The sequence below is a fragment of the Natranaerovirga pectinivora genome (genome assembly GCF_004342165.1).
Classification (GTDB): domain Bacteria; phylum Bacillota; class Clostridia; order Lachnospirales; family DSM-24629; genus Natranaerovirga; species Natranaerovirga pectinivora.
The window spans coordinates 1-24845 of record NZ_SMAL01000012.1; the positions used below are offsets into that span (position 1 = coordinate 1).

At 27.6% G+C, this 24845-nt stretch carries 23 protein-coding genes and 1 tRNA gene; 12 read left to right on the forward strand and 12 right to left on the reverse strand.

From position 1 onward, the window contains the following. Nucleotides 1-280: 280 nt before the first annotated feature. From EDC18_RS12745 to dnaA, 11 genes are all read right to left on the reverse strand, one after another. Nucleotides 281-368, reverse strand: a tRNA-Ser gene (locus EDC18_RS12745). A gap of 212 nt (nt 369-580) precedes the next feature. Beyond that, nucleotides 581-1396 carry a purine-nucleoside phosphorylase gene (locus tag EDC18_RS12750; RefSeq protein ID WP_132253743.1) on the reverse strand — a complete coding sequence of 272 codons (816 nt, stop codon included), beginning with the start codon at nt 1394-1396 and terminating at the stop codon, nt 581-583. A 163-nt stretch (nt 1397-1559) separates the two neighbouring features. Continuing rightward, nucleotides 1560-2039, reverse strand: coding sequence for a DUF6106 family protein (locus EDC18_RS12755; protein WP_132253745.1), 480 nt, complete (start codon nt 2037-2039; stop codon nt 1560-1562). A gap of 113 nt (nt 2040-2152) precedes the next feature. Beyond that, nucleotides 2153-2704, reverse strand: a complete 552-nt coding sequence (locus EDC18_RS12760) for a Fe-S-containing hydro-lyase (protein WP_132253746.1) — start codon at nt 2702-2704, stop codon at nt 2153-2155. 10 nt (nt 2705-2714) lie between these two features. Continuing rightward, nucleotides 2715-3557 (reverse strand): fumarate hydratase, encoded by an 843-nt coding sequence (locus EDC18_RS12765; RefSeq protein ID WP_132253748.1) that lies wholly within the window; start codon nt 3555-3557, stop codon nt 2715-2717. Between the two features lie 208 nt (nt 3558-3765). Then, complete coding sequence (gyrA, locus tag EDC18_RS12770; RefSeq protein ID WP_132253750.1) at nt 3766-6246, reverse strand: DNA gyrase subunit A; 2481 nt, start codon at nt 6244-6246, stop codon at nt 3766-3768. Between the two features lie 177 nt (nt 6247-6423). After that, on the reverse strand, nt 6424-8325 hold the full coding sequence (gene gyrB / locus EDC18_RS12775; protein ID WP_132253752.1) for a DNA topoisomerase (ATP-hydrolyzing) subunit B: 1902 nt from the start codon (nt 8323-8325) through the stop codon (nt 6424-6426). 220 nt (nt 8326-8545) lie between these two features. Next, a complete protein-coding gene (gene recF / locus EDC18_RS12780; protein WP_132253754.1) occupies nt 8546-9637 on the reverse strand; it encodes a DNA replication/repair protein RecF in 1092 nt (363 codons plus the stop codon). Nucleotides 9638-9652: 15 nt separating this feature from the next. Next, the gene (yaaA, locus tag EDC18_RS12785; RefSeq protein WP_132253755.1) at nt 9653-9871 is read right to left on the reverse strand and encodes a S4 domain-containing protein YaaA; all 219 of its coding nucleotides are present in this window, start codon (nt 9869-9871) and stop codon (nt 9653-9655) included. A gap of 78 nt (nt 9872-9949) precedes the next feature. After that, nucleotides 9950-11056, reverse strand: a complete 1107-nt coding sequence (dnaN, locus tag EDC18_RS12790; protein ID WP_132253757.1) for a DNA polymerase III subunit beta — start codon at nt 11054-11056, stop codon at nt 9950-9952. A gap of 246 nt (nt 11057-11302) precedes the next feature. Then, nucleotides 11303-12637 (reverse strand): chromosomal replication initiator protein DnaA, encoded by a 1335-nt coding sequence (dnaA, locus tag EDC18_RS12795; protein WP_132253759.1) that lies wholly within the window; start codon nt 12635-12637, stop codon nt 11303-11305. 633 nt (nt 12638-13270) lie between these two features. On the opposite strand from dnaA, the gene rpmH reads away from it, so the two are divergent. The 10 genes from rpmH to EDC18_RS12845 all read left to right on the forward strand — a co-directional run bounded on the left by rpmH (nt 13271) and on the right by EDC18_RS12845 (nt 21329). After that, nucleotides 13271-13405, forward strand: coding sequence for a 50S ribosomal protein L34 (gene rpmH, locus EDC18_RS12800; RefSeq protein WP_132253760.1), 135 nt, complete (start codon nt 13271-13273; stop codon nt 13403-13405). A gap of 106 nt (nt 13406-13511) precedes the next feature. Continuing rightward, complete coding sequence (rnpA, locus tag EDC18_RS12805; protein ID WP_132253762.1) at nt 13512-13853, forward strand: ribonuclease P protein component; 342 nt, start codon at nt 13512-13514, stop codon at nt 13851-13853. A 105-nt stretch (nt 13854-13958) separates the two neighbouring features. Then, nucleotides 13959-14174, forward strand: coding sequence for a membrane protein insertion efficiency factor YidD (yidD, locus tag EDC18_RS12810; RefSeq protein WP_371829321.1), 216 nt, complete (start codon nt 13959-13961; stop codon nt 14172-14174). Between the two features lie 21 nt (nt 14175-14195). Continuing rightward, complete coding sequence (locus tag EDC18_RS12815; protein ID WP_165878584.1) at nt 14196-15158, forward strand: YidC/Oxa1 family membrane protein insertase; 963 nt, start codon at nt 14196-14198, stop codon at nt 15156-15158. Nucleotides 15159-15161: 3 nt separating this feature from the next. Continuing rightward, the gene (gene jag, locus EDC18_RS12820; RefSeq protein WP_132253766.1) at nt 15162-15788 is read left to right on the forward strand and encodes an RNA-binding cell elongation regulator Jag/EloR; all 627 of its coding nucleotides are present in this window, start codon (nt 15162-15164) and stop codon (nt 15786-15788) included. Nucleotides 15789-15940: 152 nt separating this feature from the next. Next, on the forward strand, nt 15941-17317 hold the full coding sequence (mnmE, locus tag EDC18_RS12825) for a tRNA uridine-5-carboxymethylaminomethyl(34) synthesis GTPase MnmE (protein WP_132253768.1): 1377 nt from the start codon (nt 15941-15943) through the stop codon (nt 17315-17317). Nucleotides 17318-17334: 17 nt separating this feature from the next. Next, a complete protein-coding gene (mnmG, locus tag EDC18_RS12830; RefSeq protein ID WP_132253770.1) occupies nt 17335-19242 on the forward strand; it encodes a tRNA uridine-5-carboxymethylaminomethyl(34) synthesis enzyme MnmG in 1908 nt (635 codons plus the stop codon). After that, a complete protein-coding gene (gene rsmG, locus EDC18_RS12835) occupies nt 19229-19951 on the forward strand; it encodes a 16S rRNA (guanine(527)-N(7))-methyltransferase RsmG (protein WP_132253772.1) in 723 nt (240 codons plus the stop codon). The genes mnmG and rsmG overlap by 14 nt, the downstream gene beginning before the upstream one ends. Before the next feature lie 72 nt (nt 19952-20023). Next, nucleotides 20024-20863 (forward strand): ParB/RepB/Spo0J family partition protein, encoded by an 840-nt coding sequence (locus tag EDC18_RS12840; protein WP_132253774.1) that lies wholly within the window; start codon nt 20024-20026, stop codon nt 20861-20863. Between the two features lie 13 nt (nt 20864-20876). Next, nucleotides 20877-21329, forward strand: a complete 453-nt coding sequence (locus EDC18_RS12845; RefSeq protein ID WP_132253776.1) for a GNAT family N-acetyltransferase — start codon at nt 20877-20879, stop codon at nt 21327-21329. 36 nt (nt 21330-21365) lie between these two features. Here EDC18_RS12845 and EDC18_RS12850 read toward each other — a convergent pair whose 3' ends face one another. After that, on the reverse strand, nt 21366-22298 hold the full coding sequence (locus EDC18_RS12850; protein ID WP_132253778.1) for an alpha/beta fold hydrolase: 933 nt from the start codon (nt 22296-22298) through the stop codon (nt 21366-21368). Nucleotides 22299-22729: 431 nt separating this feature from the next. On the opposite strand from EDC18_RS12850, the gene EDC18_RS12855 reads away from it, so the two are divergent. Together EDC18_RS12855 and EDC18_RS12860 are read left to right on the forward strand one after the other, a co-directional pair. After that, nucleotides 22730-23857: a sensor histidine kinase gene (locus EDC18_RS12855; protein WP_132253780.1), complete on the forward strand. Its 1128-nt coding sequence runs from the start codon at nt 22730-22732 to the stop codon at nt 23855-23857. Continuing rightward, the gene (locus tag EDC18_RS12860) at nt 23858-24517 is read left to right on the forward strand and encodes a response regulator (RefSeq protein WP_132253782.1); all 660 of its coding nucleotides are present in this window, start codon (nt 23858-23860) and stop codon (nt 24515-24517) included. It abuts the gene before it with no gap. The last annotated feature ends 328 nt before the right edge of the window (nt 24518-24845 follow it).

The following is a 24845-nucleotide window of genomic DNA, read 5'->3' on the forward strand; positions in this document are numbered from 1 at the left end:
TTTGCCTTAGCAATCTAATTTGCTGGCTAAAAGTTTTTTCCGAAGAAAAAATCTTTTAATCTTTATAGTCTTTTGAAACAAGTTCAAGTAAGACTCTTTGGTGTCTAAGACCCAAATCTTTGAAATCGTTTTAAAATAAAATTTAAAGCCGACTTCATTTTTTGAAATCTTAGGGTTGCTTTACTATTTAATTATCAATGTTCTTTTTTTCGACAACAGTTGATATTCTATCACACCGTTATTAGCTTGTCAACACTTTTACAAAAAAAAATAAATCTAACGGAGAAGGAGGGATTTGAACCCTCGCGCCGCGTGAACGACCTATACCCTTAGCAGGGGCACCTCTTCAGCCACTTGAGTACTTCTCCAGATATTTAGTTTTTTTGTAGTGCAAGAGTTATTATACTAAAGCTTTTGTCATTTGTCAACGGTTTATACTATATTTTTTTAATTATTTATTTAGTGTTCATTTTAGGAGATTTATAATCTTATTTATATATACTTTTATATTAAATCTTATGTCTCTGACCACTTATAAGACACAAGTTTCATTAAAACCTTATTACAATAATGTTTACTCTTACATCTTATTGATGATTTCTTTTACAAGTTTAATAAATATAGGTTTGGTTTTTTCTGCCACTTTTACAATTTCATCATGGTTCGGTGAATGCATTATATCTGGATTAGCTGAATCTGTAATACAAGATATGCCTAATACGCGTATCCCTGTATGATTTGCTATTATTGTCTCTGGAACAGTAGACATTCCTATTGCATCTCCACCTATTTTTATTAACATCCTTAACTCAGCTTTAGAATAGTAGTAAGGGCCAGCTATACCTGTATATATTCCTTCCTTTAATTCTATACCAAGTGCCTTTGCCACTTTATTTGCTAATTCTATTAGTTCTTTATCATAGGCTGATGACATATCTGGAAATCTTGGTCCAAACTCATCAATATTTTTGCCTATTAAAGGATTATTTCCTGTCATATTGATATGATCTTTTATTAACATTAATTTTCCTGCTGTTAGGTCTTTTCTTAACCCTCCTGCTGCATTGGTTATTATTAATTTTTCCACACCTATTAATTTCATTACTCTAATGGGAAATGTAACTTCTTCTAATTCATACCCTTCATAATAATGAAATCTACCATCCATAGCAATAACCATTTTACCTTCTAATTGTCCAATTACCAATCTTCCTTTATGACCTTCTACTGTAGAAATAGGGAAGTTAGGAATATCTTTATACTCCATATATATTGGGTTTATAATTTCTTCTGTTAATGTACCTAAACCTGATCCTAGAATTAAACCTATAGTAGGTGTTTCATTCTTAATTTGACTTTCAATATATTCTTTAGTTTTTATATATTTATCTATCATTCTATAACACCTCTCCTATAAAACATATTATAATACATTTTACCATAAATAATTAATTCTATTGTATTTTTTTTTATAAAAATAACCTAGTTATTATTCTTATTAAAGTATTGTAATATCCATTAATATCTATACTTTTAAAATAAACAATAACTAGGTCAATCTAATGCAATATCATATCTAATAATTTTTTACTAGGTTGGAATTCAAAAAAAACAAGTTCATCATCTTCTTTGAAAATACAATAAAAATTGTTAGCTGTATCATTTGTATTATAAAGTATTCTTTTCTTTTTGTATTTTTTCTTTTTATCAATATTATAATTTTTACTTTGTACACTTTCTATTTTTTCTATTTGATGTTTGTTTAAATTTATTATAATCTTTTCTTTTCTTCCAATTAGTTCTTGTATTATAAACTCTTCACCTATTACCATATATTTATAAGCTAATATGTATTTCTTAAATATAATATATATAATAATAGATATCAGTGATATTATTATTATATCAATTGTAATGGATCCTATATCTAAATATCTACCAATAAAATTTGTTACATTTGTTATTAATATTATATTAATAAGGTATATTAAAAATTTTAGTATTGTCATGTTTTGTCTCTTAGAAATTTCTTTATACACGATGTACTCTCCTAGTTTTAAATATATCATTTTATATTTCACTTCTATTAATTTATCTTTTCTTATGCTTTTGTTTTGGAAAAACATAAACAAGTTTAAAAATAATACTTTAATTAAATACTTCGGTATTTGTCTTTCTCTAATTTATACAAATTATTGCCTTTATCATCTATTACGACTATGACAGGTAGTTTGTCTACTGTTAATTCCCTAATAGCTTCTGTACCTAAGTCATCATAGGCAATAACTTTAACATTTGTAATATGCTTAGATAATAATGCACCTGCACCACCAATTGCAGCAAAGTAAATTACATTATTCTTCTCCATTGATTCTATTACTTCAGGAGATCTTTCCCCTTTTCCTATCATACCCTTTAATCCTAAATCCATTAAAGTAGGTGCAAAAGAATCCATTCTATTACTCGTTGTTGGACCTGCTGACCCTATTACTTGATTTTCTTTTGCTGGGGTTGGACCCATATAATATATAATATTACCTTCTAGTGGTATTGGAATTGGCTTATTATTCTCTAAATCAGTAATCATTCTTTTATGAGCTGAATCTCTAGCTGTATATATTTTACCCGTTATATTAATAAAGTCTCCTGCTTTAAGATTCTTTATTATATCATATGTAAGTGGTGTTATAATTTCTCTAATCATATTTGTCTCCTTATAATTCTCTTGTAACATGTCTATTAACATGACAACATATATTTACTGCAACAGGTAATCCAGCAATATGAGTTGGAAAGGTTTCTATATTTAAACCTAGTGCTGTAACTATGCCACCTAACCCTTGTGGACCAACACCTAATTTGTTTATCTCATTTAATAATGTTTCTTCTAATTCTTTAATATGATCTATATTAGAGGATTCGTTTATTGGTCTTAACAATGCTTTTTTAGCTAGAAAGGCACATTTTTCAAAGGTTCCACCTAATCCTACTCCAATGACTAGAGGAGGACATGCATTAGCTCCTAATTCATCTACCGTATTAATAATTGCTTTTTTTACGCCATCAACACCATCAGAAGGTTTCAACATAAATATTCTACTCATGTTTTCACTACCAAACCCTTTAGGTGCTATAGTTATTTTAAATGTATCGCCCTTTACTATATTATAATGGATGATTGCAGGCGTATTGTCTTTTGTATTGTTTCTTAATAAAGGATCATCTACAACGGACTTTCTTAAAAATCCTTCTTTATAGCCTCTTCTAACACCTTCATTTATTGCATCTTCTAATAAATCACCTTCAATAGCAATTTCTTGTCCCATTTCAATAAAAACAACAGCCATACCTGTATCTTGACATATTGGTATATTCTTATCTTTTGCAATTAACATATTTTCATCAAGTAATTCTAGTACTTGTTTTCCGATAAGTGACTTTTCTATTTTAACACTTTCTTTAATTGCTTTTTCCATATCACTTGATAAGTATAGATTTGCCTCTATACACATTTCTTTGATATTTTCGATTATGTCATTGGTATTGATTATCCTCATTACTAAACCTCCATGGTAATATTAATAATAATAAGTATACTTTATTTTATTGTATTAATCCATAGTGTTAGTGCAGAAAAATCCACCTTTAAGATATAATTATTTAGTAGCTATTTAATATTTATTTTAATACAAATATCCTCTTATACATTAATGGCATAAAAATAACGCCAATCATATTGACGTTATTAATTTTTTTACTCTTGTCTTATTCTATATTATCTATAACTTCATTTATCTCTTCTAAATCTTCTCTAACTTTTGCGATACTTGCAACCTTTATATCTTCTGAAACATTTATTAATTTTACACCTGATGTTACTCTACCAAATCTAGAGATTTCTTTAACTCTTAATCTAATAACAATGCCACCAATGGTAATAATCATAATTTCTTGCTCTTCAGTAACGCATTTCACGCCAATAACATTCCCTGTCTTCTCTGTTATCTTATAACATTTAACACCTTTTCCGCCTCTTCTTTGTATAGCGAATTCATCTAAAGATGTTTTCTTTCCAATACCTTTTTCAGATACAATTAATAAATCTGTTCCTTGTGAAGCCAGTTGCATACCAACAACTTCATCATCATTATTAATATTCATACCACGAACCCCCATTGAGGTTCTTCCAATGGTCCTTACATCTTCTTCACTAAATCTAATACACTGACCAAACTTGGTTACAAGAAAAACTTCTTGTTTATTGTCTGTATATTTAACTTCTATTAATTCATCGTCTTCTTTTAATCCTATAGCTTGTAAACCACTGTTTCTTATGTTTACATATTCCATTAATCCAGTTTTCTTTATTATACCTTTTCTAGTAGCCATTATTAAATACTTATCATCTTCATATTCTCTAATTGGTATTACTGCAGTTATATATTCTCCTGCTTCAATCTGAAGTAAATTAATAATCGCAGTACCTCTTGCTGTTCTACTAGATTCTGGAATTTCATAGGCTTTTAACCTATAAACCTTACCTTTATTGGTAAAGAATAGTATATAATGATGTGTGGTAGTTACAAAAAGATGTTCAACAAAATCTTCTTCTCTTGTTTGCATTCCTTTTATACCTTTTCCACCTCTATTTTGGCTTTTATAAGTATTAACTGGAAGTCTTTTTATATAACCTAAATTAGTCATAGTAATGATTGTATTTTCTTCTTTTATCATATCTTCGATTCTAATTTCACTATCATCGTATGTAATTTCCGTTCTCCTTGGATCCCCATACTTTTCTTTTATAATCAGAATCTCTTCTTTTATAACTTGATACAATCTTTTTTCATCATCTAAAATAGCTTTCAACTCTTTTATAAGTTCTTGAAGTTCTCTGTATTCATTCTCTATTTTTTCTCGTTCTAAACCAGTTAAACTTCTAAGCCTCATATCAACAATTGCTTGGGCTTGTACTTCAGAAAATTGAAACCTTTCAATTAAATTTTCTTTCGCTTCAGCAGTACTATTAGAATTTCTAATGATATTAATAACTTCATCAATAAAATCAAGGGCTTTTATCAAACCTTCTAAAATATGTGCTCTATCTTCTGCTTTTTTTAGTTCGTACTTTGTTCTACGAGTAACAACATCTTTTTGATGTTCAATGTAAAGGGATAACATTTCCTTTAAGTTTAATAACTTTGGTTCATTATTAACTAAAGCCAACATATTAACACCAAAAGTATCTTGTAATTGGGTATGTTTGTATAATAAATTTATTATGACATTAGGGTTAGCATCTCTCTTTAACTCAATAACAACCCTCATACCAGTTCTATCAGATTCATCACGTAAATCAGAAATACCTTCTATTTTTTTATCTCTTACTAACTCGGCAATTTTTTCAATTAATCTTGCTTTATTAACTTGATAAGGTAATTCTGTAACAATAATTCTTTGTTTTCCATTAGGCATAGGTTCAATATCAACATTCGCTCTTACTTTAACTTTACCTCTACCTGTTCTATAGGCTTCATATATGCCACTTTTCCCTAATATTTTTGCCCCAGTAGGAAAATCAGGGCCTGTTATTATTTCAATTAATTCATCTATATCCGTATCTCTGTCTTCTAATAAATTATTATCTATTATTTTTACAACACCATCTATAACTTCATTCAGATTATGTGGTGGTATATTTGTTGCCATTCCTACAGCAATCCCTGAAGTACCATTTACAAGTAAATTTGGATATCTAGCTGGTAATGTAACAGGTTCTTTTAAAGATTCATCAAAATTTGCTCTAAAATCTACTGTATCCTTTTGAATATCTGCAAGTAATTCCATAGATATTTTACTAAGTTTTGCTTCAGTATACCTCATTGCCGCAGCACTATCACCATCAACAGAACCGTAATTACCATGACCTTGAACCAATAGATATCTTGTAGAAAAGTCTTGTGCCATACGAACCATTGCATCATAAATTGAACTATCACCATGAGGGTGATACTTACCCATTGTATCTCCAACGATACGTGCCGATTTTCTAAATGGTTTATCTGGAGAAAGGTTTAACTCGCTCATAGAATATAATATACGTCTTTGAACTGGCTTAAGACCATCTCTTACATCAGGTAATGCACGAGATGCTATAACACTCATTGCATAATCTATATAAGATTTTTTCATTTCTTCTTGTATATTTACCGATATTACCTTATCCGGCATATTTATTTCATCCATTTACTTTCCTCCACTCAAGCATATTGACTCAACTTATATATCTTACTGACGTAAGAGACACAAGTTTCGTTGAAAACGTAATTTCCAAATCCTTTCAAGCAAGTTTTCAGATTACATTTTTATTTTCACTCTGCCTATGACTCTTACTTCGTAAGAGTGACAAGCTTCGTTGAAAGTTTAAACATCTAAGTTTTTAACGTATTTAGCATGGGATTCTATAAATTCTCTTCTTGGTTCTACTTTATCACCCATTAATGTTGTAAATACTTCGTCTGCTGCTGCTGCATCTTCTAGTTCAACTCTTAGTAATGTTCTTGTTTCTGGATCCATTGTCGTGTCCCATAATTGTGTTGCATCCATTTCACCTAAACCTTTATAACGTTGTAATACAATACCTTCTCTACCAATTTCCTCTAACAATCTATCTAATTGTTTATCTGAGTAAACATAATGAGATTTTTTATTTTTAACAACTTTATATAGTGGTGGTTGAGCAATATAAATCTTCCCTTGTTCTACCAATTGAGGCATGTAACGATATAAAAATGTCAATAAAAGCGTTCGTATATGAGCCCCATCAACATCCGCATCTGTCATTATTATAATTTTATGGTATCTTAATTTTTCTATATCGAAATCATCTGATATACCAGTACCAAAAGCTGTTATCATTGCTTTTATTTCATTATTCCCTAGAATTTTATCTAATCTTGCTTTTTCAACATTTAGTATTTTACCTCTAAGTGGTAATATAGCTTGTGTTTGTCTAGATCTTGCAGATTTGGCAGATCCACCTGCTGAATCTCCCTCTACGATATATATTTCACATAATTTAGGATCTTTTTCTGAACAATCGGCTAATTTACCAGGTAAGCTTGTACTTTCAAGAGCACTTTTTCTTCTTGTTAAATCCCTTGCTTTTCTCGCAGCATCTCTTGCTCTTTGAGATAAAATAGCTTTTTCTAATATTATCTTAGCAACTTGAGGATTTTCCTCTAAGAAATAAGTTAATTGCTCTGATACAATACTATCTACAGCTCCTCTAGCTTCACTATTTCCAAGCTTTTGTTTTGTTTGACCTTCAAATTGAGGTTCTGGTACTTTAATACTTATTACAGCAGTTATACCTTCTCTTATATCTTCACCTGATAAATTTACTTCATTATCTTTTAATAATTTATTTTTTCGTGCATAATCATTAAATGTTTTTGTAAGGGCATTTTTATAACCACTAAGGTGAGTACCACCCTCAGGGGTTGTAATATTATTTACAAAACTAAAACTATTCTCTACGTAGGAGTCATTATGTTGGATCGCTACTTCTACATAAACATCATCTTTTTCACCTTCACAGTAAATAACTTTATCATACAATTTATCTTTATTACGATTCATATAGGTTACAAATTCTTTTATTCCACCTTCATAATGAAAGTCTTTTTCAATAATCTCTTCTTCTCTTGTATCTGTTATTTTTATTCTAAGACCTTTTGTTAAAAAGGCCATTTCTTGTAATCTTTGTCTTAAGGTATCAAAACTATATACAACTTCTTCAAAAATAGTCTCATCAGGCTTAAAGTGAACAAATGTACCATTTCTATCTGTTTCACCTACGATTTTTAAAGGATGTAGTACTTTTCCTCTTTCATAATTTTGTTCATGTATTTTTCCATCACGATGAATTTGAACTTTTAAGTTCTCAGAAAGGGCATTAACTACAGATGCACCTACACCATGTAATCCCCCTGAAACTTTGTATCCGCCTCCGCCAAATTTACCACCTGCATGTAAAATAGTGAAAACAACTTCAACTGCTGGTATTCCTTTTTTCTCGTGTATACCTACAGGTATTCCTCTACCATCATCTAATACTGAGATAGAATTATCCTTATGTATCGTTACCTCAATATTTTTACAAAATCCTGCTAATGCTTCATCAATAGCATTATCAACTATTTCATATACAAGATGATGTAATCCTCTACTTGAAGTACTACCTATATACATCCCCGGTCTTTTTCTAACAGCTTCTAAACCTTCTAATATTTGTATCTGACTTTCATTATATTCAGAACTCATACATAACCTCCACATAATTAAAACTAACAGTCTATATTAATGATATTTTTTATTTCAATACAAGTCACAATGAAAATAAAAATTACCATTCATTTTTTACTTTCATTGGCACTTATAGACCCATAAAATATAATTTGTCCATAACAGAATAATTATAACTTATTAATGCTATTTTTGCAAATTTACTGTTATTTTTAAGTTTTTATTGACTATAGGTTTGCTAATTCTTAACTTCTATTTTTCCATCTATTACCTTGTAAACTTTATTTAACTTTATATTTTTATTGATAAAATCTTCTATTCCTGTACATGTAATAATTGTTTGAATATCTTTAATGTTTTCTAATAAATACTTTTGCCTATTACTATCTAATTCTGATAATACATCATCTAATAATAATATAGGTTGATCATCTATTAACTCATTGACCAATTCTATTTCAGATATTTTTAAAGAAAGTGCTGCTGTTCTTTGCTGCCCTTGAGACCCATATTTTCGTATATCAATACCATCAATATCAAATATTATATCGTCCCTATGGGGTCCATAATTGGTATTTTTTGTTTTTATATCTTTATCATAACTTTTTTCTAATTTATCAAGAAAGTTATCTACAGAAATGTTCATATCATATTTAATATTAATAGATTCTTTTCCGCCTGTCAGATCTTTATGTACTTTATATATTATTTTATTTAATTTAGTAATAAATAAAGCTCTTTCTTCTATTATCTTAGATCCATAATAAACCAATTGCTCATTCCACACACTAACTGTTTCTTTTAAATCATTATTATAATTATGTCTTATACTTTTTAATAAATTATTTCTTTGTTTTAAGACTTTACTGTAATTCTGAAGATTATAATAATATATTGGATTAAGTTGACATAATTCCATGTCTATAAATTGTCTTCTTTGTTTTGGTCCATCTTTTATAAGCCTAAGGTCTTCAGGAGAAAAAATAATAACATTTAATATCCCTAATAGTTGGCTAACTTTATTGATGGGTAGCCCATTAACAGCTACCCCTTTCTTTTTGTTTTTCTTAAGATGTATATCTATTTTATATTCTTTACCATTTTTATCTATTAATATTCTTGCATGGGCTTCTTCTTCTGAAAATAATATCAATTCTTTATCAATACTTGTTCTATGAGATTTTGATGTTGAGCATAAGTAGATGGCTTCTAAAATATTTGTTTTACCTTGAGCATTATCACCGTAGAATATATTTACTTTTTCGTCGAATTCTAAATTCAAATAGTCATAGTTTCTAAAATTCTTTAGAGCAATTGATTTTATGATCATAAAAAAAGCACTCCACTAAATTTCCTTTTTTATTTTAAATTTTGAACCATCATCAAATTCTATAATATCACCATCATAAAGTTTACGGCCTCTTCTGACTTCTATTTCTTCATTAACTTTTACTTGTTCATTGGTTATAAAGAATTTAGCATCTACACCTGAAGATGCTATCCCTGACATTTTAAGAAATTGACCTAATTTTATGAATTCAGTATTTATTATAATATTTTCCATTTTATCATCCTTTATTTACTATAATAACCTTTAAAAATGCCTTTTGCTACACTACAGGCACAAGGTTTCAATGAATATTTAAGAACTAATTCTTATTGGTAGTATTAAGTATTTATAATCATTACCATCTATTTGGTTTATAATACAAGGACTAAGAGGATTGGTAAATTGAATACTAATTTCTTCATCTTCTATTACTCTTAATGCTTCAATTAAAAAACGTGGATTAAAAGCAATGTCTAGACTTTTTCCTTCTTTTATTATATTGACTTCTTCATAAGATGTCCCTAAATCAGTATTAGAAGTAATAATTAAGTTCGTATCTGTAATATTAATTTTTATAGGCGTTTTTTTACCATCTTTAGAAATTAAAGCAGCACGTTCTATACTGTTAAAGAATTCTTTTCTATTGATCGTTACTTTCGTTTCATAATCTTTAGAAAAAATTTGTTCATATTTTGGAAATTCACCTTCTAATAATCTTGATACAACAATACTTTCATTAAGTTCAAATAATATATGTTTATCCGTAAAGTAAATATAAACTTCTTTATCTTCTTCTGATGATAAAATTTTTGATATTTCATTTAAAGTTTTACCAGGAACAACAACATTTATATTATTTGTATTATTTTCTAACTTTGAATATCTTATAGAAACTCTATGTCCATCAACTGAAACAATATTAAAATGATTATCATTAATTTCTATCAATTCTCCAGTTAGCACGGGTCTAACTTCTTCTATAGCAATTGAAAAAATTGTTTGATGGATCATTTCTTTAAAACAAGGTTGTGATAACTTTATATAATTATCTTTTTCAATCTTTGGTAATTTTAAAAACTCTTCACCTGATTGCCCTGAAATATTAAATTTAGATTTTTCACAAATAATTGTGGTTTTAAAATTTTCGTCTACTGATATTTCAACATTACTTGAAGGTAATTTTTTTACGATTTCTGAAAACATTTTTGCATCTAATGCTATTTGTCCTTTTTTTATGATTTCTGCATTTACAGTACTTTCTATACCTAATTCTAAATCATTACTAATAAGTTTAAAACTTTCTGTAGTGGCATCTAATAATATACATTCTAATATTGGTAAAGTTGTTCTAGTTGGTACAGCTTTTAATACAGTATTAACACCATTTAATAAATCTGCTTTTTGACAAATAATTTTCAATTGTGTACAACTCCTTCCATCTTTTTGATACATATATATATAATTAATTTTAGTCGTATTAGTAATAGGGGATGTTAAGATGTTTATAAGTTAGTTTAAGTTATACCTTAACTGCCTTTTCAAGTCTTATAAGTATGTTAATTTTTATATAATAACTTTAAAATTATCAACAATAACTCATGGGTATAAATCATTAACCAACTTGTCCACATGAAATTAACCATATTATATACATACCCATGTGTATTACTTTCCTGTTATTTTTTTAGTAAGTATTTCAATAGTATTTTTTAATGCTAAATCTTTGTTTATCTCAGTTCCTATTTTATCTGATCCGTGCATAATAGTTGTATGATCTCTATTACCCAGTGATTTTCCTATATTTTGAAGGGATGTATCTGTAAGCTTCCTACATAAATACATTACAATCTGTCTCGGATAAGCAATTTCTCTAGTTCTTTTTTTAGAAAAAATATCGTCTGGATTTAGGCCATAATGCTGAGCCACAATATTAGTTATAAAATCAGGTGTAATATCTTTTTGCTCATTAGGTGTAATCAAATCTTTTAGAGCATCTTCAGCAAGTTCCTTAGTTATTTCCTTATGTACTAAAGTTGAATATGCAATGATTTTATTCATAGCACCTTCTAACTCTCTAATATTAGACTTAATATTAGTAGCAACATATTGGACCACTTCATTAGGTATATTAAGATTTTCTAATTCAGCCTTTTTTCTAAGAATAGCCATTCTAGTTTCAAAGTCTGGTGCTTGAATATCTGCAATTAAACCCCATTCAAACCTAGATCTTAGACGCTCCTCTAAAGTTTCTATTTCTTTTGGTGGTCTATCACTAGATATTATAATTTGTTTTTTAGCTTCATATAGTGTATTAAAAGTATGGAAAAATTCTTCTTGAGTTCGTTCTTTTCCAGCAATAAATTGAATATCATCTACTAATAGAACATCTATACTTCTATATTTTTTTCTGAATTCTTCATTTCTATCATCCCTAATTGAGTTTATTAACTCATTAGTGAATTTTTCAGAAGAGACATAAAGTACTTTAGAAGCGTTATTTTCATTTAATATAAAGTGAGCTATTGAATGCATAAGATGGGTTTTACCTAAACCTACACCACCATATATAAATAATGGATTATATGCTTCAGCTGGTGATTCGGCAACGGCTAATGCTGCGGCATGTGCTAATTTATTATTATTTCCAACGACAAATGTGTTAAATGTATATCTAGCATTTAAATTATTGTACACGTGTTGATTTGCCTTTTCTTTTGTAGCATCGCTCTTATTTGTTATAGATTCATTTGGTAAAACAAATTGGAGTTTGTAAGGTTCACCAATGATTTCTCTTATTGCAATTTGTAGAGGTTTACTATACTTTCTTTCAATATATCCTCTACTAATTTCATCATCAGTCTCAAGTACGATGGTGCCGTTATCTACATTAACAATCTTAAGTGATTCAAGCCAAGTCTTATAGGATATTTCTGAAATATCAAGATCTTCACGAAGCACTTTTTGAATTTCGTTCCATTTTTCTTTTATCAACTTCTCCATTTTGCTTTATCCCCCTATAAAAAATCTAGTCTAAACTTATATTAAACCATTATATATCATTTTTCAATTGAATAATGGATGATATAGATGTTAATTTGTGTATAATTCTATTTAGTTAAGGTTGTTGATTAAGTGGATAACCACAATCCACATCATATTATACACATATATGTTAAAAAAACAATCCAAAGTTTAAACAAAGTAAAAGTATAATAAAATCAAACTAAAAAATAATATCTTTAAAAAATTAATCACAAATAAAACTGTTATTATCCACATGTTATACACATGTTGGGGATAAGTCAATAGTAAACAAGTTATACACATGGGTATTTTGTTTTTAGGTTTATTTCTGGGGATAAAGTTTTAAATACTAATTTATAATAAAAATTGTTTGAAATACTATATATAGATGTTTGAACAAATTAGTAACATATATATAGAAGTAATTTAATTAGGACATCAATAATGGTATTAATTTCTTTAAATAATATTAAAAAAAAAATTTTTAAAACTTGACGTAGCAAGGAACATTTAATATAATTGAAATAGTGCTTTTCAGACTATTGTTGTCCTGAATATAATTACTGGCGATAGATTGATGTATAAAATCATCAAAGGAGGTGCTTAAAAATGAAAAGAACATTTCAACCAAAAAAGAGACAAAGACAAAAAGAGCATGGCTTTAGAAAAAGAATGAGTACAAGAAGTGGTAGAAAAGTTTTAGCTAGAAGAAGAGCTAGAGGAAGAAAAAGTTTATCAGCTTAAGGTCGCAGGTTTGTGACCTTTTCTTCCTATTATATAATTCTTTAGGTAAATGAGAGCCTAAATCAGGCTCTCATTAAAAACTTAATAAGTGTAAGAAGGAATAATATTGAAGAACTATGAATCTTTAAAAACAAATAAAGAATTTAAAAGTACTTATTCACTAGGTAAATCATATGCCAATAAATATTTGGTTATGTATGTCCTAAAAAATAATTTAGAGACAAATAGATTAGGGATATCAGTTAGTAAAAAAGTCGGAAATAGTGTAGTAAGACATCGCATTACTAGGCTAATAAGAGAATTTTTTAGATTAAATCAATGTAGGTTAAAAAATGGTTATGATATTATAGTTATTGCTAGAGTTAATTCAAATGGTAAAAATTATAACGAAATTGAAAATGCACTCAATCACTTGTTACTAAAAATGAATTTATTAAAAGATGTCTAAATAATTATTTTTATTATATGGTTGGTATAGTATAATAAATATAATCATTTAGACATAAAAAAATGGGTATATTTAATCTTTGGATTAAGAAATGTTGTGTACTTAATGATTAAAAAACTATTACTTGGTATTATTATTTTATATAGAAAAACTATTTCACCACTTAAGAGACAACCTACTTGCAATTATACGCCTACTTGTTCTATGTATGCATATGAAGCAATAAGCAAATACGGTGTCTTAAAAGGTGGTTATTTAAGTATAAAGCGTATATTACGTTGTCATCCTTTTAGAAAAGGTGGGTACGATCCTGTACCGTAATAGACATTAAGGAGGATAAAGGTGTTTGATTTTAATTTTATATTAACAAAAAGTACTACTCCTATTATTGGGCCTATTTCTAATTTATTTGGTTTAATTTTAGATGCCATATACAATGGTTTATTTACATTATTTAGAATTGAGAATTTAGGTTTAACAATTATAGTATTTACTATAATTACCCGTTTATTATTATTACCACTTGCTATTAAACAACAAAAAACAATGATGGTTACTCAAAAAATGCAACCTGAATTGAAAAAAATACAAGACAAGTATAGAAATAAAAAAGATGCAGAATCACAGAAAAAGATGCAACAAGAGCTTACTGAAGTTTATCAAAAATACAATGCTAGCCCATTAGCTGGTTGTTTAACAACTTTATTACAAATACCAATAATTTTTGCTTTATTTGATGTAATGAGGAATATTCCAGCTCATATTAATAGCATTAAAGTTATTTATACAAATGTAGTAAGTCAAATTACTAATGTTGAAGGATATCAAACAATATTAGAGTCTTTGTCTATTGAGCGCAATATAAATATTAGAGGTTTTGATATTGATAGTATTATTACATTCTTATCAAATCTTAATGATTGGGAGCTTATTACAAGTACTTTCGCAGGAATTAATATGCAAATACAAGGTTTTGTGGATCAAATTAGTCAAATTAATCAATTCCTTGGTGTTAATTTAGCAGATGCACCTGGATTAGCTTTCCCTGGAATATTAATTCCTATATTAGCTGTTGCTTCTCAATTTTTTGCTAGTAGAACAATGCAAATGACTTCAAATAATAAAGATAATCCTGCGGCACAAAGTCAAAAAACAATGATGTACATTCTACCTTTTATTTCAGGTTTCTTTGTAATAGCAATGCCAGCTGGTTTAGGTTTATACTGGATTACTAGTAGTGTTGTTCAAGGTATACAACAAGTATTTATCAATAAAGTTATTATAAAGGAGAAGGAGGTAGGTTAATTAATGGAATTTGTTGAAAAAACGGGTAAGACAGTTGATGAAGCTGTGACAGAAGCTCTTATTGAATTGGGGACTACAAGTGAAAATGTTGAAATTGAGATTGTAGAAAAAGGATCTTCTGGGTTATTTGGATTATTTAATAAACCAGCTGTAGTTAGAGTAAAGAAGAAAATGAATTACGAGGGAATCGTTACTAACTTCCTAGAAAATGTTTTTTCTAAAATGAATTTAGTGGTAGATATAAATATTAAGTATTCTGAGAAAGATGCATTAATGGACATTGACCTAAAAGGACCTAATATGGGGGTTTTAATAGGTAAAAGAGGTCAAACATTAGATTCTATTCAATACTTAACAAGTTTAGTACTTAATAAAGAATCCAATACCTTTATAAAAGTAAAATTAGATACTGAAAATTATAGAGTAAGACGTAAAGAAACATTAGAAAACTTAGCTAAAAATATTGCACTTAAAGTAAAAAAGACAAATCGTAAAGTTTCTTTAGAGCCTATGAATCCTTATGAGAGAAGAATAATACATTCTGCTTTACAAAATGATAAATTTGTAGTGACTCATAGTGAAGGGGAAGAGCCTTACAGAAAAGTAATTGTAGCACCAAAGAAGATATAGTTTAAGACCCAGCGACTCTTTCTCGCTTGGGTTTTTTTAAAAAATAGAATTTTTTTGTATATTTATCTAATTAAGAAATGAATAATACTATTTATATTGCATTAATTACTCATTTCTTAATTAAATAAATGGGTATTCAAAGGAGTAAAAAAATGCTGAATGATACTATAACTGCTATAGCCACATCATTATCACCATCTGGAATAGGTATTATAAGAATAAGTGGTGATGATGCTTTAAACATTATAAAAGAAATTTTTAGGCCTATTAATAATGATAAAGATATTAATGAAGTTAAATCTCACACAATACATTATGGACATATTGTTGAAGATAATAATGTGATAGATGAAGTATTGGTTTCCATTATGAAAGGACCAAATACCTTTACTAGAGAAAATGTGGTAGAAATAAATTGTCACGGTGGCATAATTGTTATGCAAAAAATACTAAAACTTACTTTAAAACAAGGTGCTAGAATTGCTGAACCTGGGGAATTCACTAAAAGGGCTTTTCTAAATGGAAGAATCGACTTATCTCAAGCTGAGGCTGTTATCGATATAATTAATTCAAAAACCGACCTGGCTTTAAGAAGTTCAGTAAGTCAGTTAGAAGGTTCAATAAGAGAAAAAATAATTCCTATTAGAACAGAGTTATTAGAAATTATTGCTCATATTGAAGCTTCAATTGATTACCCTGAGTATGATATAGATGAACTATCCTTTAATCATCTTAAACAAAATATGGAACAAATTATTAAAAGAATTAGAGCATTACTTGATACGGCAGATTATGGTAAAATATTAAGAGATGGTGTTAAGACCGTTATAGTAGGAAAACCTAATGTTGGAAAGTCATCTTTAATGAATACACTTTTAAAAGAAGAAAGAGCTATAGTTACAGATATTCCAGGTACTACAAGAGATACATTAGAAGAGTTGGTAAATATAAATGGCATACCCTTAAAGATTATTGATACTGCTGGTATAAGGGACACCGAAGATATTGTTGAAAAAATTGGTGTTGAAAAATCAAAAAAATATATAGACCAGTCGGATTTAATTATATTCGTAATAGATATTTCTAGAGAGTTAGATGAAGAAGATTATAAAATTATTGAATTAATTAAAGATAGAAAGACTGTAGTTTTACTTAATAAAAGTGATTTATCAACAAAAATAGATGTAAATGAATTAAAAGAAAAAATTAAAAAACCTTTAATAAGTATATCTATAAAAACAAAAGAAGGTATTGTTGAATTTGAAGAAATATTAAAAAATATGTTTTTTAATGGAGATATTGATTTTAGTAATGATACGTATATAACAAATGTAAGGCATAAGGATGCATTAGAAAAAAGTATTAAGTCATTGAATAATGTTATTGAAACAATCAATTTAGGATTACCTGAAGATTGTATATCAATAGACTTACAAAATGGGTATGAAAGTTTAGGTTTAATAATTGGTGAGTCTATGGACGAGAGTATTATAGATCAGATATTTAGTCAGTTTTGTTTAGGAAAATAATAAGAAGGGGCGTTTTTATGACTTATGAAGCAGGTAGTTATGATATAATAGTAGTAGGTGGTGGACATGCAGGCTGTGAGGCAGCATTGGCTGCTGCAAGATTAGGATTAAAAACTATTGTATTTGCGATGAATATTGATACAATAGCAATGATGGCATGTAACCCTAGTATTGGAGGCACATCTAAAGGACATTTGGTTAGAGAAATAGATGCTTTAGGTGGACAAATGGGTAAAGTGATAGATAAATCATTTATACAATCAAGGATGTTGAATACTGGTAAAGGACCTGCCGTTCATTCTTTACGTGCTCAAGCTGATAAATATAAGTATTCAAAGGAAATGAAAAAAGTAATTGAGAACCAAGAAAATTTAACCTTAAGACAGAATGAAATAGTTGAAATACTTGTTGAAGATAATAAAGTTGTAGGTGTTAAGACGGTTTCTAATGCTATTTATAACTGTAAGGCTGTAGTACTTGCTACAGGTACCTATTTAAAATCTAAATGTATCTATGGTGATGTAAGTATATATAGTGGTCCAAGTGGATTACAGACATCAAATGTATTATCTGAAAATCTTAAAACATTAGGGATAGAAATATTAAGGTTTAAAACAGGTACGCCTGCTAGAATAGATAAACGAACGGTAGATTTCTCTAAAATGATAGAGCAACAAGGGGATGATAGAATTATACCTTTCTCTTTTGATAATAATAGTGAAGATATTAAAAGAGTACAAATTCCTTGTTGGTTAACGTATACCAATAAAAACACACATGAAGTGATTAATAATAATTTAGATAGATCACCACTATATTCAGGGGTTATTGAGGGGACAGGTCCTAGATATTGTCCATCAATAGAAGATAAGATAGTGCGTTTTGCGGATAAGGATCGTCACCAAGTTTTTCTAGAGCCTGAAGGTGAAGATACAAATGAAATGTACGTAGGAGGAATGTCTAGTTCACTCCCAGAAGATGTACAAATTCAAATGTATAGAACAGTAGATGGTATGGAAAATGTGGAAATAATGAGAAATGCTTATGCCATTGAGTACGATTGTATTAATCCATTAAATTTAAAATCAACACTAGAATTAAAAAATATTGACGGCCTTTTTAGTGGAGGTCAGTTTAATGGTAGTTCAGGATATGAAGAAGCTGCTGCTCAAGGATTAATTGCTGGTATTAATGCAAGTCTAAAAGTCTTAAATAAAGAACAGTTAATACTAGATAGATCAGAAGCTTATATAGGAGTATTAATAGATGATTTAGTGACTAAAGGGACAAAAGAGCCATATAGAATGATGACTTCTAGAGCAGAGTATAGGTTATTATTAAGACAAGATAATGCAGACTTAAGACTAACTAAAATTGGTTATAATATAGGTTTAATCACTGAGGAAAAGTACAATAGACTGTTAGAAAAAGAAAAAAATATTACTAGTGAGATTTATAGATTAGAAAAAACAATAATTGGTGCTACTAAAGAAGTTCAGAAGTTGTTAGAAGAGCATAATAGTACTTTATTAAAATCAGGAACTACATTAGCTGAATTGATTAAAAGACCTGAATTAAGTTATGAAATATTAAAACCTATAGATTCAAATAGACCTGATTTAACCAGTGATGTAATAGAACAAATTAATATACAGATCAAATATGAAGGGTATATTAAGAGGCAGTTGAAGCAAGTTGAACAGTTCAAGAAACTCGAAAATAAGAAGTTGCCTGAAGACATGGATTATACTAGTATTAAAGGATTAAGAACTGAGGCAAAACAAAAACTGTCTCAAGTTAAGCCTTTGTCTATAGGACAAGCGTCTAGAATTTCAGGGGTTTCACCTGCGGACATTTCTGTTTTATTAGTATTCTTAGAGCAGATTAGAAGGTCTAATAAGGAGAGAGTTAATGACAACGAATAATATTGATATATTAGATAAATATTTTAATTGGTTAGAAATAGATGTTAAAGACGAATATAAAAATAAATTTTTTGCCTTCTACGAAATGTTAATTGAATGGAATAAGAATATTAATTTAACTGCAATAACAGATTTTAATGATGTTATACTAAAACATTTTGTAGATAGTTTATTAATTACTAAAGTTGTTCAATTAGATAATAAAAAAATTATCGATATAGGAACAGGAGCGGGATTTCCTGGTATTCCAATTAAAATCATTAATCCTAAAGCTGAGATTGTTTTAGTAGATTCTTTAAATAAAAGAGTGAACTTTTTAAATGAAGTTATAAATAAATTAGAATTAGATAAAATAAGAGCTGTCCATAGTAGAGCTGAAGATATTGGTCAAAACCGCATTTATAGAGAAAAATACGATTTTTGTGTATCAAGAGCAGTGGCTAATTTGGCTACGCTTTCTGAATACTGTTTGCCATTGGTTAAGAAAGATGGTTATTTTATTCCATATAAATCTGGTGAGATAAATGATGAGATTAATAATGCAACAAAGGCTGTTAAAATATTAGGAGGGAAGATAGAAAAAGTACCTCATTTTACTTTATTGGATACTGATATTAATAGAAGTTTTGTAGTAATTAAGAAGGAGAAAAAGACACCTTCTATATATCCTAGAAAAGCAGGAAAACCAAGTAAAGAGCCATTATCATAATTTATATTAGTAGATGCAATAAATTATTATTTCCGGGGAAATAGAGTTAATTTTTAACTACTGGAGGAAAATATGTTTAAGAATTATAATATAAAAGAAATAGATATTAATTTAATAAGCACTAACCCAAACCAACCAAGACAAATATTTAATGACGAAATGATAGATGATTTAATGAATTCTATCAAAGAATATGGTATCATGCAGCCTTTAACAGTTAGAAAAATAGATAATAAAAAATTTGAATTAATTGCTGGTGAAAGAAGATTAAGAGCTTCAAAAAAATTAGGTTTAAAAAAAGTACCTGTTATAATAAACCAAGTAGATAATAAAGATTCTGCAGTTTTAGCTTTAGTTGAAAATATTCAAAGAGAAAATTTGAATTTTATTGAGGAAGCCTATGCTTATAAGAGATTAATCGAAGAGTTTAATTATACTCAACAAGAATTGGCTATAAGTATGGGAAAAAGTCAATCAACTATTGCAAATAAATTAAGAATATTAAAACTTGATAAAGGTATTATTCAAGAAATTAATAATAATAATTTAACTGAAAGACATGCAAGAGCATTACTTAAGTTAAAAGATGAAAGTAATCAAGTAATTGCAATTAAAGAGATTTTAGAGAATGATTTAAATGTAAAAAGTACTGAAGAATTTATTAGCAATTTATTAGAAGGTCATAATAATACTAAAAGCGATGACAGTCAGATTAATAATACTGAAATAAATAATAAAACAAAAGATAAGAAAGTAACTGTAAAGAACTCATTAAAAGATCTTCGAGTTATTAATAATACAATTTCTCAAACAGTGGATGTTCTTAAAAGTTTGGGTCTAGATGTTACTTATAATACTAAAGAAACAGATAATACATATCAAATTAATATTGTTATACCTATAAAGAATTAAGAAGGTGTTATTAATGCTAAAAGGTGAATATAGATATGGAACAGATAATCTATCAGAGGCATTTAATATTAGAAAAACTGTTTTTGGTAAGGAATTTAATTTCCTTGAAGAAGAATTATTTGATGACTTTGAATTAGATTCAATTCATGTCTTAATTTATTATAAAGATATAGCAATAGGAACAGGAAGATTATATTATAGTGGTGAATCCTATAAAATTGGTAGAATTGCAGTTTTAAAAGAATATAGAAAAAATGGTATAGGTGAATTCCTTGTTAATATGCTTATTGATAAAGCCCTTTTATTAGGTGCTGATGAAGTAATAGTACATTCACAAGAAAGAGCTGTGGATTTTTATAAAAAGTTAGGATTTCATACAATAGATAATATCCCTTTTAAAGAGTTTAATATACCTCATATAAAAATGATATATTATAAAAAAAATAATAATAAATGTAAAAGTTAAAAAATTGAAGTAGAATAATCTACTTCAATTTTTTAGTTAGTTAAAATAAATATCAAATACATCCTGTACTTGATTAGGCAATTCCATATGTGGGTAAATACCTGAATTACTAATATTAGATGTCTCAATAGATGAATTAATAGATATATATTCATCTACAACATCAACTTTTGAATCTGTTGAGATAATATATATTGAATTATTTATCTGTTTTAAAGCATTAACCATATTAATATTTGTATATAAATTCTTTATTGATGCAAAGAGATATTTACTTCCATCTATATTAAGATGAGATGATTCATGTAAAATATCTAAGAATTTTTGTTTACTAGCTGTTTTTTTAATAAAAGATTTATTAAACCTCTTTAAAATGGCAAACTTTGAATGAATAATATTATATAATAATGTACCAATAATAGGTGACTCTAATAATACTTTATTAATTTGATTTCTTTTACGAGGACATCTATTAAGTGTTTTTATACTTTCTGGATTTATATATAAAAGTTTGTTAAATAGTTCAGGATTTTGGTAACAAGCCATTGTTATAAATGATGAGGAATGTCCTGTAGTTACCACATTAGTAGGTTCTTTTATAATATTTTTAATAAAATCAGTGATGAGTTGTACATATAAATACGAGGTATAAGTTAATTTTGGCTTATCAGATCTACCACACCCCAATAAGTCAATTGTATATACTGTATGTTTGCTTTGAAGCTTTTTTATTATCTGAGACCATTCAGTATCTGAGTATAATGTATTTAAGTTATGAACTAATAAAATAGGGCTACCCTTACCTTGTTTGGTATAATATATTTTTCCAAATCTCCATTGAAAATATTGTGCATTATAAGAATATAATTTATTCTTCATAGTTGATAAAATAGATATAGATTTATTAATGATACATATGGTAAGTATACTTACTAAAGTAATTAGTAGAAATTTATTTTTTCTTTTCACTATAATTTAACTCCTCTCATTATTAGGTGTTCTTACTATGTTAGTATATTTATAGTATTTATTGTTACTATATAATGATAATCCCTTATTGTTATTATGAATGAAAGTTTGAATTATTTCAACTCTGTTTTTAAATATTTAATATAAATTTATTATAATATAAATGCGTATAATTATAGATATATTTATATAGATGCTTAAAGAGCAGCCAAAGAATGTTAGAAGGTTAATATGAAAGTCTAATCTGTAAACTTGCTTGCAAGGATTTGGAGATTAGACTTTCAACAAAGCTTGTGACTCATCCGAAGGAAGAATCATAGGCTGAGTTAATATAAAAAATAATTAATAAGTACTGCTTTTATTGCATTATTACTAATTATATTATATTATTATACTAGATGTCGTTATTAATCGTAATATAGGAGAAAAAGATGAAAGACAACGAGTTACATAGACTTGATGATATTATAAAAAACATATCTAAATCTATAAAAACCAGCATATCAGAAGTTTCCGATATGTATTCTTCTTCAAAAAGAGAATATATTGATCTAGAAAAAGAATTTCGCAATTTAAAAATAGAAGCTACTAACTCTATTATAAAGGTAAATGAGATTGAAAATAGATTGCAAATATGTCTAGATAATATTAAAGAAAAAAACTCTTATAGTGAATTCGAGAATGAACTTGATGAACTCCGTGTCCAATTAGCTTTAGAGAAGGAAAGAGAATGCAATTTGATACAAAGGAGAAATGTTATAGAAAACCATTTAAGAACTATGTTATACATTAACAGTAAAGCAGAAAAACTAGGAAAAAATTTTGAACTAGCTGAAAACTTTTTAACAGGAAATCTTAATATTATGTCTCAGACATTAGATAAAATACATAATAATGAAATATTTGGTATAAAAATATTAGAAGCTCAAGAAAATGAAAGACAAAGAATTGCTAGAGAAATGCATGATGGGCCAGCACAAAGTTTAACTAATTTGGTTCATAAAACTGAATTATGTATAAAATTAATTGACAAAGATCCTATAAGAACAAGTTTAGAATTGCAAAGTCTAAAGAGTGTTATTAGAAGTACCATTGATGATATAAGAAGAATTATATATAATTTAAGACCTATGTCTATAGATGATTTGGGATTAATTCCAACGATAGAAAGGTATATTGATAAAATTCAAGAAGAAACAACATTTACTATTGAATTAAAGGTGAATAACAATGAATATAATATAAATTCTATTATCAATTTAACATTATTTAGAATTATACAAGAGTCATTAAATAATATAATAAAATATGCTAAAGCTACAAATGTTACTATAATGATTACTTATAATAAAGAATCTATTGAATTAGAGATAGTTGATAATGGCGTAGGATTTAATATTAATGATTATAAAAATAATAAAGAAATAAATAAAGGATTTGGATTATCTATGATGAAAGAAAGAGTTTACTTATTGTCTGGTCATATAGATATTCAATCTACAATTAATAAAGGAACTAAGTATTATGTAATGGTACCTACCAACAAGGAGGATTTTTAAGTGGAAAAAAATATCATAAATATTTTAATTGCAGATGATCATTCAATGATTAGAGAAGGACTTAAGCAGTTAATTGAATTAGAGGACGATATTAGAGTAATAGCACAGGCTGGGGATGGAAAAGAAACTATAGAAAAAATAGTTAAATGTAATCCTGATGTAATTTTGTTAGATATAAATATGCCTATTATGAATGGTTTACAGGTTTTAAAGGAGTTAAAAAAAGAAAAAATTGATGCAAAAGTATTGGTATTAACAATACACAATGAAGTAGAATATCTTTATAAAGCAGTTGAAATAGGTGTACAAGGATATGTTTTAAAAGATTCTGAATCCGATGTACTTATATCAGCTATTAGATCCATAAATCAAGGGGATACTTATATACAACCTAATATGGCATCTTTATTATTTAAGCGTATGAATGTAAAAGAAAGCGAAAAAAAATATAATTTTAATAATGATTTAACCAGAAGAGAAATAGAAGTACTTAAGCTTATAACTGAAGGGTTGTTAAATAAGGAAATTGCACATAATTTAAATATAAGTGAAAAGACAGTTAAAAACCACGTTTCTAATATCTTTAAAAAAATTGATGTTTCTGATCGCACACAAGCAGCTGTATATGCAATTAAGAAAAATATAGTAGATATTTTTTAAAGAAATAAAGTTATAAAAAATTATTATATACTCAAAATAAATAATTAAACATACTTGTCTTTTTAAAATCATATAATTAAACAAGTAAAAGAGGTGTTTGTGATTATGTATAAACTTCTTTCTAATTTGATAATTATATGGATTATATATATTATTTGTGATTATATATTAGTTGATAAATCCTCTTTTAAAAAAATAGTTAATATAATGTTTTACTTAATAGGTTTAGTAATGATACTTGAATATGTTGTAATAATTATTATAGGAATACTTAATTATTATTATAGGATTTAATTGTAGGTAGATGTTTCACGTGAAACATCTACTT